Below are 12,613 nucleotides of genomic sequence, written 5' to 3'. Positions count from 1 at the left end.
GTTGCACATCAGATGACCTCGGGCCGCGCGGTGCCGCCAAAGGGGTAACGGGCGCGGAAATCGGCGGCGATGTCCTCGAAGGGCAGCCATTCGACGCCGGAATGTCTGGAGATATACTCGATCAGCCGCTCCAGCATCAGCAACACCTGCGGACGGCCCGCCACATCGGGGTGGATGGTGAAGGCGAAGACGGCGTAATCCATCTCGCGGTAAACCCAGTCGAACTGGTCGCGCCACATCTCCTCGATGTCGCGGGGGTTGACGAAACCATGACTGTTCGGCGCTTTCTTCATGAACATCATCGGCGGCAGGTCATCGACATACCAATTCGCGGCAATGTCCACGAGGTCGATTTCCGCGCCGTGCTTCAGGGGCTTCATCCAGTCCTTGGCCTGCTTGGAATAGTCGATGGTGGTCCAGCTGTCGCCGACACGAGCATAGAAGGGCTGGAAATCGCGGTAGCCCTGGCTGTGGTCGTATTGGAAGCCGTGTTTCAAAAGGAGGGCGGCGGTGGAATTCGACATCTCCCACCAGGGCGCGACATAGCCGCGCGGGGCGGCGCCGGTCAGGTCCTTGATCAGCTCGATCGACTTGACCAGCACATCCTCTTCCTGGCTGGGCGTCATCGCGATCGGGTTTTCGTGAAGGTAACCATGGGCGCCGACCTCGTGGCCATCCTTGACGATCATCTCCATCTCTTTCGGGAAGGTTTCCAGCGAATGGCCGGGGATGAAGAAGCTGGTTTTGAGGCCATAGCGTTTGAACAGGCGCAGAAGACGCGGGATGCCGACCTCGGAGGCGAAGATGCCGCGCTGGATGTCGGAGGGGCTGTCGCCGCCGCCGTAAGAGCCGATCCAGCCCGCGACCGAGTCGATATCGTTGCCAAAGGCGCAGAGGATTTTCTTGGGCATATCCGTCTCCTAAAGGCGTGAATGGGGTCTGATCCGCACCAGCGCCGCGGCAAAGGCCGTGGCGGCCGCCACCCCGTCGATCACCGGCACGCCGTGTTCAGCCTCCAGCGCGGCGGCAAGGTCGGCCATCCCGGCACAGCCGAGCACGATGGCGCCGGCATCATCCTCGCAGATGGCGCGGGCAATCTCGGTCGAGATCTTGGCGCGGGCGTCGGAGCCTGTCCGTTCCAGCTCCAGCACCGGCACGTCCGAGGCGCGCACGTTCAGGCAATGCGAGGCAAGGCCGTAGGTCGCGATATTCCCCGCGATCACCGGGACCGAAACCGACAGCGTGGTGACCACCGAATAGCTTTTGCCCAGCATCATCGCGGCATGAAAGGCGGCCTCGCCGATGCCGAGAACGGGGATGGACACCGTCTGTCGCGCCTCGGCCAGGCCGGTGTCGTCGAAACAGGCGATCAGGGCGGCATCGGCGCCGGCAGCCTCGGCCGCGATGACCTCTGCCAGAAGGAAGGGCAGGGCGGCCGCGCCATCCGCGGGGCCCTGGATGGCGGGCGGGGCGCCGTGGCAGGTCCGCGCCTCGATCTCGGCCTCCGGTGCGGCAAGGCGCGCGGCGGCGGCGATCTTTTCGGTCATCGAGGCGGTGGAGTTCGGGTTGATCACAGAGATTCGCATCAGATCATGCCCTTGCCGGCATCCGACCCGGCGCGATTGCGGCGGCGGTTCATCGCCCAGACCGACAGGAGGAAGACGCCGATGACGAAGAAGGAAAACACCGTGGTCAGCGTGCCGAGCGCGAAGATCACCGGGGTCGTCACATTGGTCGTCATCCCGAAAATCTCCAAAGGCAGGGTGTTCTTGCTGCCAGAGGTCAGCAGCGTGCGGGCGAACTCGTCATAGCTGAGGGTGAAACCAAAGAGCGCCACCCCCAGAAGCGAGGGCGCGATCATCGGCAGCACCACATGGCGCACGGTCTGCCACGGCGTGGCGCCCTGATCGCGGGCGGCTTCCTCATACGCCGGGTTGAAGCGGTTGAAGACGGCGAACATCACGAGCAGGCCGAAGGGCAGGGTCCAGGTCAGCTGCGCCCCGAAGGCCGAGGTCGCCCAATGCACCGGAATCCCCGCCTGCGAGAAGAACAGACCGACGCCGAGCGAGACGAGGATCGACGGGATCACCAGCCCCGCCACCGCCAGATAGAAGAGGGCACCCGAGCCCTTGAACCTTTTGCGGAAGGCGAGCCCGCCCATAACCGAGACGACCACCGTCGTCACCATGACCATGAGGCCCAGGGCCAGCGAGCGGCGGAACGAACCCCAGATGTCACCCACCGCCTGCTGCTTGAAAAGCTCGTGGAACCAGTTCAGCGAAACGCCCCGCATCGGGAAGGTCAGGCCACCGGTCGGGCCCTGAAAGCTGAGGATGCCGATGGTGATGGTCGGGCCGTACAGGAACAGGACGTAAAGCCAGAAGAAGGCGCCAAGGATGTAGAAGCTGCGCGGACGCGGTTCCATTTACAGCTCCTTCCGGATGTCGACGACACGCAACAGGCCGCCGACGATCACCAGCACCGACAGCAACAGCACGACCGAAGTGGCCGAGGCCGAAGGGTATTGCAGCAGCCCGATGTCGTTGGAGATCAGCCGCCCGACATTGGCGCTCTGGCTGCCCGACATGAAGCGCACGGTGATGAAATCGCCCATCACCAGCGTCAGCACGAAGATCGTGCCGATCATGATGCCGGGCTTGGTCAGGGGAATGATCACGTTCCACAGGATCTGCGCGCCGGATGCGCCACTGTCACGCGCCGCCTCGATCAGGGATTTGTCGATCCGCATCATGGTGTTGAGGATCGGGATCACCATGAAGATCGTGTTGATATGCACGAAAGCCAGCATGACCGAGAAGTCGGAAAAGAGAAGCCACTCCAAGGGCTTGTCGATCACCCCCATCGACAGCAGCGCCGAATTGGCCAGCCCGTTGCGCCCGAGGAATGGGATCCACGAAATCATCCGGATGATGTTGGAGGTCCAGAACGGCACGGTGCAGATCAGGGCGAGTGCGATCTGCGTCGTCTGGCTGCGGATGTGGAAGGCAAGGAAATAGGCCACGGCAAAGCCGATCCCCAAGGTCAGCGCCCAGGTCATCGCCGCATAGCGCAGGGTGTTGAAGAACACCTGATAGGTGACGGGAGAGCCGAACAGGAATTCGTAATTGCCCAGGTCGAAGGCCGGAACGATCGAAAACTCGGTCGCCTGCCAGAAGCTGACGATGACGATCATGATTACCGGAATGACCAGGAAGACCACCAGCACCAGGACCAGCGGCAAGGCCAGAAGCCAACCCAGTAGGTTGGGAGATTTCATCAACCGCTCCACGCGCGCCCTCATTGCCCGGAAAGGCCCTTCCCCCGGGCGGGGAAAGGGCGGGTTTCAATCACAGCCTCAGGCGGCGATGAATTCGTTCCACTTGCGGACCATGTACTGGTTCTCATCCATGACCGAGTTCCAGCAGGCGACATGGCCCATCCGGTCGGCGAAGGAGCCGCCATCGCGCACCGCGCCGGCATGTTCCATGACCTGGCCCTGCGGGTTGGTGATGTCGCCCGCGGCGGGCTTGCCTTCGAACCAGTAGCCCCATTCGTCGGCGGTCATGAAGTTCTTCGAGGTTTCCGGCACGGCCGAGTAATAGCCCTGACGCATCAGGAAGCCGCCGACCCAGCCCGACAGATACCAGTTGATGTATTCATAGGCGGCATCCAAAGCGACGCCCTTCAGACCCGAGGACAGGCCCAGACCGCCACCCCAGCTGCGATAGCCTTCCTTCAGCGGCTGGAACTTGCAGGCGATACCCTTGGAGCGCACGGCGGTCACGGCGGGCGACCACATCGACTGGATCACCACCTCGCCCGAGGCCATCAGGTTCACCGACTCGTCGAAGCTCTTCCAGAAGGCGCGGAACTGGCCGGCCTTCTTCGCCTCGGTGAAGATCGCCATGGTCTGGTCGATCTCGTCCTTGGTCATGTTGCCCTTGTCGGCATATTTGATCTTGCCCATCGCCTCGCAGACCATCGCCGCATCCATGATGCCGATCGAGGAGATGTCGAGGATCGAGGCCTTGCCCTTGAACTCGGGGTTCAGCAGTTCAGCCCAGCTTTCGATCGGGCGGCCGATCAGGTCGGGGCGGATGCCGAGCGTGTCGGCGTTGTAGATGGTCGGGATCAGGGTCATCCAGCCGGTCGGCGCCTTGGCGAAGGTCTTGCCATCCACCGCATCGACGAAGCCCACGGTATGGGGGGCGGTGCCCTGGGCGATCTTGGATTCCGGCGTCAGCTTGCCGTCGATGAAGATGCCGACGATCTTGTCGTAATTCTTGATCTTCGACACATCCATCGCCTGCAGGTTGCCGGTCGGCCAGACCTTCTTGCAGATCCAGTATTCGATATCGGCGATGTCATAGCTGTCGGGCTGGGTCGCGACCTTCTGCGTGACCGAATCCGAATCCAGCGCCGTCATCTCCAGCGTGAAGCCGAGGTCTTCCTTCACCTTGGCCGCCACCTCGTTGAAGGCCGACACGCCGGTCCCGGCCTGCCGCAGGGTGATGTCCTTGATGTCCTGCGCCCAGATCATCGGTGCCGGGAAGGCCGAGGCCGCCACGGCGGCGGCGCCACCCTTGAGCAGGCTGCGGCGGGAATAGTGGTTCTTCTTCATCATGTCCTCGCTGTTGGTTGGTTTTTTGGCTGGTGTTTCAGGCAGAAAGCGGGTGCAGGCGCTGCGGGTCCCAGGTCAGGCCGACCGTGTCGCCGGGCGCCTTGGGGTCGGCGTAGAAGATCGCTTCGGGGATCAGGGCCAGAACCTCCTGATCGCCGGCGGCGCGGGCGGTCAGGGCGACATGGGCGCCCTGAAACTCGATCGAGGTGACGACGGCCTCGGTCCCGGCAGCGCCCAGACGCACCTCATCGGCGCGCAAGGCAAAGCGGCCCTGGGGCAGGGACAGGACGTTGTGGCCGCCCAGAAACTTGGCGACAAATTCGGTGGTGGGCGCGTTGAAGACCTCGCGCGCGGTGCCGGCCTGTTCGATGCGGGCGTTGTTCATCACCACGATCTCATCGGCCAAGGCCAGCGCCTCGTCCTGGCCATGGGTGACGTGCAGGAAGGAAATCCCCAGCTCGCGCTGCAGCTTCTTCAATTCCGCTCGCATCCGGATGCGCAGGAAAGGGTCGAGCGCCGAGAGCGGTTCATCCAGCAACAGGACCTGCGGATTGGTGATCAGCGCCCGGGCCAGGGCCACGCGCTGCTGCTGGCCGCCCGACAGCTGGGCAGGCAGGCGGTCGGCGTATTTGGTCATGTCGACGAGTTCGAGAAGCTCCAGCGCCTTCTTGCGCCGCACGTCAGCCTCCACCCACTTCATCTTCAGGCTGAAGGCCACGTTGTCGGTGACGCTGAGGTGCGGGAAGAGGGCGTAGCTTTGGAACATCATCGCCGTGCCGCGCTTGGCGGGGGGCAGGTTGGTGACTTCCTTGCCGGCCAGAACGATCTGGCCTTCGCTGACCGTCTCGTGCCCCGCCACCATCCGCAGGGTCGAGGATTTGCCGCAGCCCGAAGGCCCGAGCAGGCAGACATAGCTGCCGCCCCGGAACAGATGGCTCACGTCGGACACCGCCACCGCGCCCCCGGCATAGCGTTTGGTCACATGGACGAGTTCCAGATCATGGGGGGTTCGCAAGGTGGATGCTCCAGCGCCGGATGGGTCACGCGTCAGCCTAGCTTGCCGCCCCCGTTCCTCACCAAGCGCCGTCTGCGCCGTCTTGGCCGCGGCGATGCGGCCGCTTTGCCGCAGGAAATATTTCAGGCAGGGAAATCGGCTTTTGCATGAATTTTGGACAAGAAATGCATCAGGGCGCGGAAGGGGTGATTCGCGGCAGCGGTGGATTCTTGATCAATAGACACTCAAATTGCAGTCCAGCTATCGTGCAGCGCCCGTGAGCGTCCCTTATGAATGCACTATGGATGCAAAGTTTAGGCAGAAAGAAACTCGCGCCAGCGCCGGACGACATGGGTGTGTTCGTCCATGAAGCTGTTCCAGACCCGGGCGCGGCTCATCCGGTCGCGGTGCGATCCGCCCTCGCGCAGATGGCCCGCCGGGATCGAGACGCGGCCATAGGGGTCTTTCAGCGGATGGGGCGCGGGCTGGCCCTCGTACCAATAGTCCCACTCGCCCGGCTCCAGATGGGCGCGCACCCGGGCGGGGAAGGTCGCGTAATAGCCCTGCCGCGCGGCAGAGGCCCCGGCCCAGCCCTGCATCCACCAGTTCAGATAGGCATAGGCCATATCGCGCTGCTCCCCCTCGCAGGCCTGCGACAGGCAGAGGTCGGCATGCCAGCCGCGACAGCCCTCCACCGGGGTCGACACCGTGATCTTCGCCCCCTTGCTGCGCAGCTGCGCCACGGCGGGCGAGAAGACCGAGGCGATCATCACGCCCTTCGAGATCAGCTTCACCGAATCCTCGACCGAGTTCCAGAAGCCGCGGAAATGGCCGAGCCGCTTGCGCGAGATCAGCGCCTCTGCGACCTCGTCCACCTCTTCCAGCGTCAGGTTGCCGATATTGGCAAAGGCGGCGCCGCGTTCGGCCTCGACCGCCAGGGCGGCCTCGATCATGCCCAGAACCGGGTCGTTGATGAGTGCCACCCGACCTTTCAGACGCGGGTCGAGCAGCCAGCCCCAGCTTTCGGCCTCCTCTCCGATCAGGTCGCGCAGCCCCGCACCATAGGCAAAGCTGTCGACGCCGTGCAACAGGGGCAGCATCGACAGTTCCGCCGTGGGTGCCGGGCCAAGGCGGCCATCCTCCTGCACGAAAAGCCGGTCAAAGACCGTGTCGATGGCCCGGCTTGGGCCGGACTTGCCGCGCACCGTCTGCAGGATCTCGGCGCCATGGGTCAGACGGTCCAGCCGGATCGGCTGGATGCAGCGCGCCGTCCAGGTCAGATCGACGGTATGCCATTGATGATAAAGATCAAAACTCTCGGGCCTTGTAATCACGCGTTGCAGGCCTTCGATGCTGTCGACCATCTCGAACTCGATCGGAAAGCCCAGATCGGCCTGCGCCTGTTTGCGGATCGGCAGGGTGATGATTTCCGACCGGCCGAGGACGCGGAGTTTCGGGGGGCGCGCGGGCATGTCAGAACACCCGGAGGAGATAGGGCGCCACCGAAGGGTCGGCAAAGACCGAAAGGACCTTGAGCCGGTCGCGGGTGCGGTCGTGGTCGGCATCCAGATGAAAGCGCAGGGCGGCGGCGGCACCTGCGGCATCGCCGAGCCGCAGATGCGCCAGCACAAGGCGGTGTTCGGCCAGAAGGTCGGTCTCGTCGTGCTGGACGACATGGGTGGCGAAAAGCCGGTTCACGACCCGGGCGCTTTGCACTTGCGCGATCAGGCCGCCGATGCGCCGGTTGGGCTGGGTCGCAAGACAGGTGTCGTGCAGATCGGCTTCCAGCGACGCCATCACATCGGGCGGGATCGTCGGCCCGACCGCCGCCGCCGCATCCAGCCGCGCCGACATCTCGGCCAGCGTGGCGCGGGCCAATAGAGGGGCGGCCTTCTGCAGGGCGGCAGGCTCCAGCAGGCGGCGGACCTCGTGCTGTTCGTCCAGGGCGCGGGCCGACAGCGGCCCCGCCGTCCAATGCGCGCCGCGGTCCTTCAGGATCGAGCCGCGTTCGTGCAGCCGGGCCAGCACCTCGCGCGTCACGGTGCGGCTGACGGCAAAATGTTCGCACATCGCACTTTCCGAGATCTGGTAGATGCCGAAGGGGATGCAGCTTTCGACCGCCAGCGCGACCTCGGCCAGAACACGCTCCCATTCCGGCGGGGCGTTCAGCAGGTCATCGGTTTCCGGCAGGCTGACGGGAAGGGAGAAGAGGTTCAGCACCTCGGCCCGCAAGGGCCCCGCGCCCTCGGCCGGTTCGGGGCCGACCAGATAGCCCGCCCGGCCCTGCGGGGTCAGGGTGCGGCTCGCCACCAGATTTTCCATCGCCCGCATCACCGGCGAGCGGCTGACCGCCAGCCTTTGCGCCACGCCGGCCACCGTCAGCCGCGCCCCGGCGGGCAGGGTGCCACGCGCGATGTTCTCGGCCAGCCAGTCCTGGACGATCAGGTAATAGGGGCGGCTCTCGGTCTTCTCCATCTCGCCTCGGGTCTTGGCATCTGGCGCAGTGCGTCAGGGCTTGGCCGTGAAGTCAAGCCGCAGTCGGGGGTCATGCCCGGGTCAGAGACGCGGCGGGCGCGGTGAAGGTGGGCTTGCCCGCGCGCCAACCGGCCCGCGCCGGGGCGAGGCTGCGGACCGCGGTGGCGGGGTCGGGTGCCGCGATCAGCACCAGATCGGCGCTGGAACCGACGGTTAGGGCGCGGCTCTTGCCGATCAGCCGCCCTGCCCCTTCGGCCACCATGTCAAAGCAGGCGCTCAGGTCCTGCGGGGCGGCGAGATGGGCGAGGTTGGCGTAAAGATTGGCCATCCGCAGCACATTGGCATCGCCGTAGGGGGTGAATGGGTTCATCACATTGTTGGTCGCCACCGCCACGCCGACGCCCAGCGCGGCCAGCCGCCCCAAGGGCGCCACGCCGCGGGGGATCAGCCGGTCGGCCTCGCGCCCCAGCAGGAAAAGGTCGGTCGCGGGCAGGGCCACCACGGCAATCCCCGCCTCGGCCAGTTCCCGACCCATCGTTTCGACCTTGTCCGGCGCCATCGCCGACAGGTTGGTGACATGGCCCGCCACGACCCGGCCTTCATAGCCATGCGCCCTTGTGGCGGCGATCAGCGCGGGCAGGTCGCCGGCCGCGGGGTTCAGGTCGAAGTCGATGTGAAAATCGGCATCGACGTCGAAGCGCCTGGCCAGCTGGAAAATCCGCTCGATATGCGCCAAGGGGTCGGGGTCGCGGTAGGAACAGCCGCCGACCAGATCGGCCCCTTCCTCCAGCGCCTTGACCAGCAGGGCTTCGGTTTCGGGTTCGTTGGTCAGACCCTCCTGGGCAAAGGCGCAGATCTGGATCTCGATCGCCGAAGCATAGTCGCGCTTGATCTGGCTTAACGCATCAAACCCGCGCATCCCGGCGCGGGGGTCGAGTTCGACGAAGCTGCGCATCAGCGTGGTGCCGTGCAGGATCGCCGCCTCGACCACGCGGGCAGCACGGGCGTAGACGTCTTCCACGCTCGCCTCGGCCTTGACGCGGGCGGTTTCGCGAACGGCAGAGGCGAGGCTGGGCGCCGTCATGTCGCAACGGTCAAGGATATGCGCCTTGTCGAGGTGGATATGCGCCTCGACATAGCCGGGGAAGGCGAAACAGCCCGTCGCATCCTGTTGCGGCAGGTCGGCGGTGATTTGACGTTCGATCCCGACGATGCGCCCCCCCAGGATGGCAAGGTGCCAAAGCCCGTCGCGGCCCGGCAGGGCGAGGTTGGTCAGCAGAAGATCACTCACAGGGGCAGGACCTTGCCGCCTTCGGCCACCAGCCGCCCAGCCTTGAAGACCCGGCGGGATTTCGGCGGGGTGACCACGGCTTGCGGGATATGGGCGGTGTCGAGCACCACGAAATCGGCCGGCGCGCCGGGCGTCAGGCCAGAGGCGCCCAGATCCAACGCCTTGGCCCCGGCGCGGGTGACGCAATCGAAGGCCAGTTCCAGATCTTCATCCTCGTAAAAGCCCGAGCAATAGCCGATCAGCATGGCCCGCCCCAGCATGTCGCCATCACCGTAAGGCCACCAGCTGTCGCGGATATTGTCGCTGCCGGAGAAGACCGTCACGCCCTGATGGCTCAGCGGTTTGACCGGCGGGAAAGGGTGCGAGCCCGGCGCATTGGTCATGATCGCCACGCCGCCCGCCACCAGCGTCGCGGCGGTGCGCGCCAGCGTGTCGGCATCGACCTCGCCCAGCGCATAGGCATGACTGATCGCCACCTGCCCCTGCATCCCGGCAGCGCGGGAGCGGCGGGCGATGTCCTCGATCTGATAGATGCCGAGCGAGCCGTGGTCATGCAGATGGATGTCGACGCCGCAGCCGTGTTTCTCGGCCAGGCCAAAGACCACATCCAGATGCCCGGCGATGTCGCGGTCGAAGGACCCCGGGTCCAGCCCGCCGATCAGATCGCAGCCCGCGCCCAGCGCCGCATCCAGCAGGGCGGCGGTACCGGGGCTGGACAGGATGCCGCTTTGCGGGAAGGCCACCAGCTGCACCTCGGCCCGGCCGCGGTATTCGTCGCGCACCGCCAGAACCGCCTCGACATGCGACAGGCCGACCTCGGCCGAGACCATGACATGGCTGCGGATCACGGTGGAGCCATTGGCAAGGCACAGTTCGAGCTGTGCGCGGGCGCGGTCCTGCATCGGGGCGGCCTTCGCGATGTTCTGCGCCTGGAAGGCCACCCTCTCGCGCACGTCGAAGCCGGCAGTGCAGGGTTGATGCGGGATCCACGTGTCGCCCCAGAAGCTGGTGTCGAGGTGGATATGGCCCTCCACGAAAGCCGGCAGCACGAGTGCGGCGCCCAGATCCTGCGCCGTGGCGACGGGGGCTGCGCCCTCCATCGGGGCAAAGCCTGCAAAGCGCCCGCTTTCCACGGTGAGGCGGACCAGCCTGCCATCCGGCATCCGGGCATTGTCGAAGGTCGAACGGGTTGGCGGGGCGTCGTGCATGGGCATCCTGCGGGCTGGCTGGTTGGGGCGAGGATGCACCAGCTTTCCCGTTCCTGCCAAGAACCCGGTCACCTGCAGCGCCACCTTCCGCCCGCCGCGCCGAAGGTTGCCCAATTCCAAGGCTTGGCCTCAGCCGCGCAGGGCCTCTTGCACCGGGTCCGAGATCAGATGGTTCAGCGCCGCACGCAGACGGGCGGCCTCCTCCACTCCGAAAGCCAGTTCAAACCGCGCCTGCGCCGCGGCAAAGCCGGAATCCGAGGCGCGCAGGCGGCGGACCCCCTCTGCCGTTGCGGCGATCAGCCGGTTGCGCTTGTCCTCCGGGTCGACCGAGGTTTCTGCCAGCCCGTCGCGGATCAGGGGTTTCAGCGTATGGGCCAGACCACCGGGGTCCATCACCATTACCTGGGCCAGCGCGCCCACGGTGATCGGCCCGTCGCGTTCCAGCGTTGCCAGGATGGCGCGCTGGGTGGTCTTCAGCCCGCTGCCGTCCAAAGCCGCATCATAGGCCTGCGACATCAGCCGCGAGGCTTTGCGCAAGGCCGTGGCATAGCATTTCACCCCCCTGACGCCGCGATCTGCCATCTTCCCCTCCGAATTGGTCTTGAAGTGCTAGCATATGCTGGTGTATGCCGCAATACCAGCATATGCATGTATCTCAACCGCAGGAGCCGTGATGATCGCACAACCGCTGTCGAGGGCGCTGGCCTCCCGCCGCATCCATTACGGATGGGTGGTGGCCGGGGTCACCTTCCTGACCATGCTGGCCACCGCGGGGGCGATGGGATCGGCTGGCGTGCTGATCCAGCCGCTGGAGAAGGAGTTCGGCTGGACGACCGAGCAGATCTCCACCGCGCTGGCGCTGCGGCTGGTGCTTTACGGCGTGCTCGGGCCCTTTGCGGCGGTCTTCATGAACCAATGGGGCATCCGCAAGGTCGCCTCCTTCGCGCTGGCGATGATCATGGGCGGGGTCTTCGCCTCTTTCTTCATGACCGAGCTTTGGCAGCTGATCGCGCTCTGGGGCGTGGTGATCGGGATCGGCACCGGGATGACGGCGCTGGTCCTTGGGGCGACGGTAGCGACGCGCTGGTTTGCGGCGCGGCGCGGGCTGGTCGTCGGGCTGATGACGGCGGCCAATGCGACCGGATCGCTGGTCTTCCTGCCGATGCTGGCGGCGGTGACCGAGGCGGTCGGCTGGCGCAGCGCGCTTGCGGTTCTGGTGGCCTTCCTTGCGGCGGTCGTCCTGATGATCCTTCTCTTCATGCGCGACCGCCCGGCGGACCTTGGCCTGCCGCGCTTTGGCGAGACGGCGCTGACCCCGGCCCCGATGCGCGCCGCAAGCCTCGGCGCCCTGCTTCTGCAACCGCTGCGCGCCCTGGCCGAGGCTGCGCGGAGCATGGTTTTCTGGGTGCTGTTCTTCACCTTCTTCGTCTGCGGCTTCAGCACCAATGGGCTGATCCAGATGCACTGGATCTCGATCTGCGGCGACTTCGGCATCGCGGCGGTCGGGGCGGCGGGTCTGCTGGCGGTGATCGGGGTGTTTGACCTGATCGGCACCATCTCCTCGGGCTGGCTGTCGGACCGCTACGACAACCGCTGGCTTCTGTTCTGCTTTTACGGGTTGCGCGGGCTGTCGCTGATCTATCTGCCGTTCAGCAGCTTTTCGATCGCGGAACTGTCGGTCTTCGCGGTGTTCTACGGGCTGGACTGGGTCGCGACCGTGCCGCCCACGGTGAAGCTTGCCGCCGAACGCTTCGGGCCGGAGCGGGCGCCGATGGTCTTCGGCTGGGTCTTCATGGGCCACCAGCTGGGCGCCGCCTCTGCCGCCTATATCGCGGGGGCGGTGCGCACCGGGTTTGACACCTATATGCCGGCGCTGTTCGCCGCCGGCATCCTCTGCCTGATCGCGGCGCTGTCGATCCTGACCCTTTCCAAGCCGCAGCCGCGCGGCCTTGCCGCCGCCGCCTGACGGGCAAGGCGAAGGGCGGGCCCCGGGGAGGGGGCCCGCCCTTTTGGTGCTCATGCAG

Annotated in this window: 12 protein-coding genes; 1 reads left to right on the top strand and 11 read right to left on the bottom strand. The window is 65.8% G+C overall.

The genetic code is table 11. From position 1 onward, the window contains the following. Positions 1-8: 8 nt before the first annotated feature. From AC1DZT_RS06745 to AC1DZT_RS06695, 11 genes are all read right to left on the bottom strand, one after another. The gene (locus AC1DZT_RS06745; protein ID WP_478005845.1) at positions 9-911 is read right to left on the bottom strand and encodes a polysaccharide deacetylase family protein; all 903 of its coding nucleotides are present in this window, start codon (positions 909-911) and stop codon (positions 9-11) included. A 9-nt stretch (positions 912-920) separates the two neighbouring features. After that, positions 921-1,586 carry an aspartate/glutamate racemase family protein gene (locus AC1DZT_RS06740; RefSeq protein WP_478005844.1) on the bottom strand — a complete coding sequence of 222 codons (666 nt, stop codon included), beginning with the start codon at positions 1,584-1,586 and terminating at the stop codon, positions 921-923. Further along, positions 1,586-2,425 (bottom strand): ABC transporter permease, encoded by an 840-nt coding sequence (locus tag AC1DZT_RS06735; protein ID WP_478005843.1) that lies wholly within the window; start codon positions 2,423-2,425, stop codon positions 1,586-1,588. The genes AC1DZT_RS06740 and AC1DZT_RS06735 overlap by 1 nt, the downstream gene beginning before the upstream one ends. Further along, positions 2,426-3,277: an ABC transporter permease gene (locus AC1DZT_RS06730; RefSeq protein WP_478005842.1), complete on the bottom strand. Its 852-nt coding sequence runs from the start codon at positions 3,275-3,277 to the stop codon at positions 2,426-2,428. Positions 3,278-3,355: 78 nt separating this feature from the next. Then, a complete protein-coding gene (locus AC1DZT_RS06725; RefSeq protein WP_478005918.1) occupies positions 3,356-4,621 on the bottom strand; it encodes an ABC transporter substrate-binding protein in 1,266 nt (421 codons plus the stop codon). A 37-nt stretch (positions 4,622-4,658) separates the two neighbouring features. Then, positions 4,659-5,636: an ABC transporter ATP-binding protein gene (locus AC1DZT_RS06720; RefSeq protein ID WP_478005841.1), complete on the bottom strand. Its 978-nt coding sequence runs from the start codon at positions 5,634-5,636 to the stop codon at positions 4,659-4,661. A 293-nt stretch (positions 5,637-5,929) separates the two neighbouring features. Then, the gene (locus tag AC1DZT_RS06715; RefSeq protein ID WP_478005840.1) at positions 5,930-7,087 is read right to left on the bottom strand and encodes an ABC transporter substrate-binding protein; all 1,158 of its coding nucleotides are present in this window, start codon (positions 7,085-7,087) and stop codon (positions 5,930-5,932) included. 1 nt (position 7,088) lies between these two features. Then, positions 7,089-8,090 (bottom strand): GntR family transcriptional regulator, encoded by a 1,002-nt coding sequence (locus AC1DZT_RS06710; RefSeq protein WP_478005839.1) that lies wholly within the window; start codon positions 8,088-8,090, stop codon positions 7,089-7,091. Positions 8,091-8,160: 70 nt separating this feature from the next. Then, positions 8,161-9,381 (bottom strand): amidohydrolase family protein, encoded by a 1,221-nt coding sequence (locus tag AC1DZT_RS06705; RefSeq protein WP_478005838.1) that lies wholly within the window; start codon positions 9,379-9,381, stop codon positions 8,161-8,163. Beyond that, a complete protein-coding gene (locus AC1DZT_RS06700) occupies positions 9,378-10,589 on the bottom strand; it encodes an amidohydrolase family protein (RefSeq protein ID WP_478005837.1) in 1,212 nt (403 codons plus the stop codon). Before AC1DZT_RS06700 ends, AC1DZT_RS06705 begins: the two co-directional genes overlap by 4 nt. Positions 10,590-10,718: 129 nt before the next feature. Beyond that, positions 10,719-11,171, bottom strand: a complete 453-nt coding sequence (locus tag AC1DZT_RS06695) for a MarR family winged helix-turn-helix transcriptional regulator (protein WP_478005836.1) — start codon at positions 11,169-11,171, stop codon at positions 10,719-10,721. Positions 11,172-11,262: 91 nt separating this feature from the next. On the opposite strand from AC1DZT_RS06695, the gene AC1DZT_RS06690 reads away from it, so the two are divergent. Further along, positions 11,263-12,555 carry an MFS transporter gene (locus AC1DZT_RS06690; protein ID WP_478005835.1) on the top strand — a complete coding sequence of 431 codons (1,293 nt, stop codon included), beginning with the start codon at positions 11,263-11,265 and terminating at the stop codon, positions 12,553-12,555. The last annotated feature ends 58 nt before the right edge of the window (positions 12,556-12,613 follow it).

This window comes from Rhodobacter sp. P1_C2 (assembly GCF_056406375.1).
Note: the sequence above shows the minus strand (reverse complement) of the source record. Positions and strands in the feature narration are given on the sequence as shown.

Bases quoted from the DNA above. Each gene is read 5' to 3' on its own strand.
- AC1DZT_RS06710 (WP_478005839.1), bottom strand. From the start codon at position 8,090: ATGGAGAAGACCGAGAGCCGCCCCTATTACCTGATCGTCCAGGACTGG.
- AC1DZT_RS06725 (WP_478005918.1), bottom strand. From the start codon at position 4,621: ATGAAGAAGAACCACTATTCCCGCCGCAGCCTGCTCAAGGGTGGCGCC.
- AC1DZT_RS06730 (WP_478005842.1), bottom strand. From the start codon at position 3,277: ATGAAATCTCCCAACCTACTGGGTTGGCTTCTGGCCTTGCCGCTGGTC.
- AC1DZT_RS06700 (WP_478005837.1), bottom strand. From the start codon at position 10,589: ATGCACGACGCCCCGCCAACCCGTTCGACCTTCGACAATGCCCGGATG.
- AC1DZT_RS06690 (WP_478005835.1), top strand. From the start codon at position 11,263: ATGATCGCACAACCGCTGTCGAGGGCGCTGGCCTCCCGCCGCATCCAT.
- AC1DZT_RS06735 (WP_478005843.1), bottom strand. From the start codon at position 2,425: ATGGAACCGCGTCCGCGCAGCTTCTACATCCTTGGCGCCTTCTTCTGG.
- AC1DZT_RS06745 (WP_478005845.1), bottom strand. From the start codon at position 911: ATGCCCAAGAAAATCCTCTGCGCCTTTGGCAACGATATCGACTCGGTC.
- AC1DZT_RS06740 (WP_478005844.1), bottom strand. From the start codon at position 1,586: ATGCGAATCTCTGTGATCAACCCGAACTCCACCGCCTCGATGACCGAA.
- AC1DZT_RS06715 (WP_478005840.1), bottom strand. From the start codon at position 7,087: ATGCCCGCGCGCCCCCCGAAACTCCGCGTCCTCGGCCGGTCGGAAATC.
- AC1DZT_RS06695 (WP_478005836.1), bottom strand. From the start codon at position 11,171: ATGGCAGATCGCGGCGTCAGGGGGGTGAAATGCTATGCCACGGCCTTG.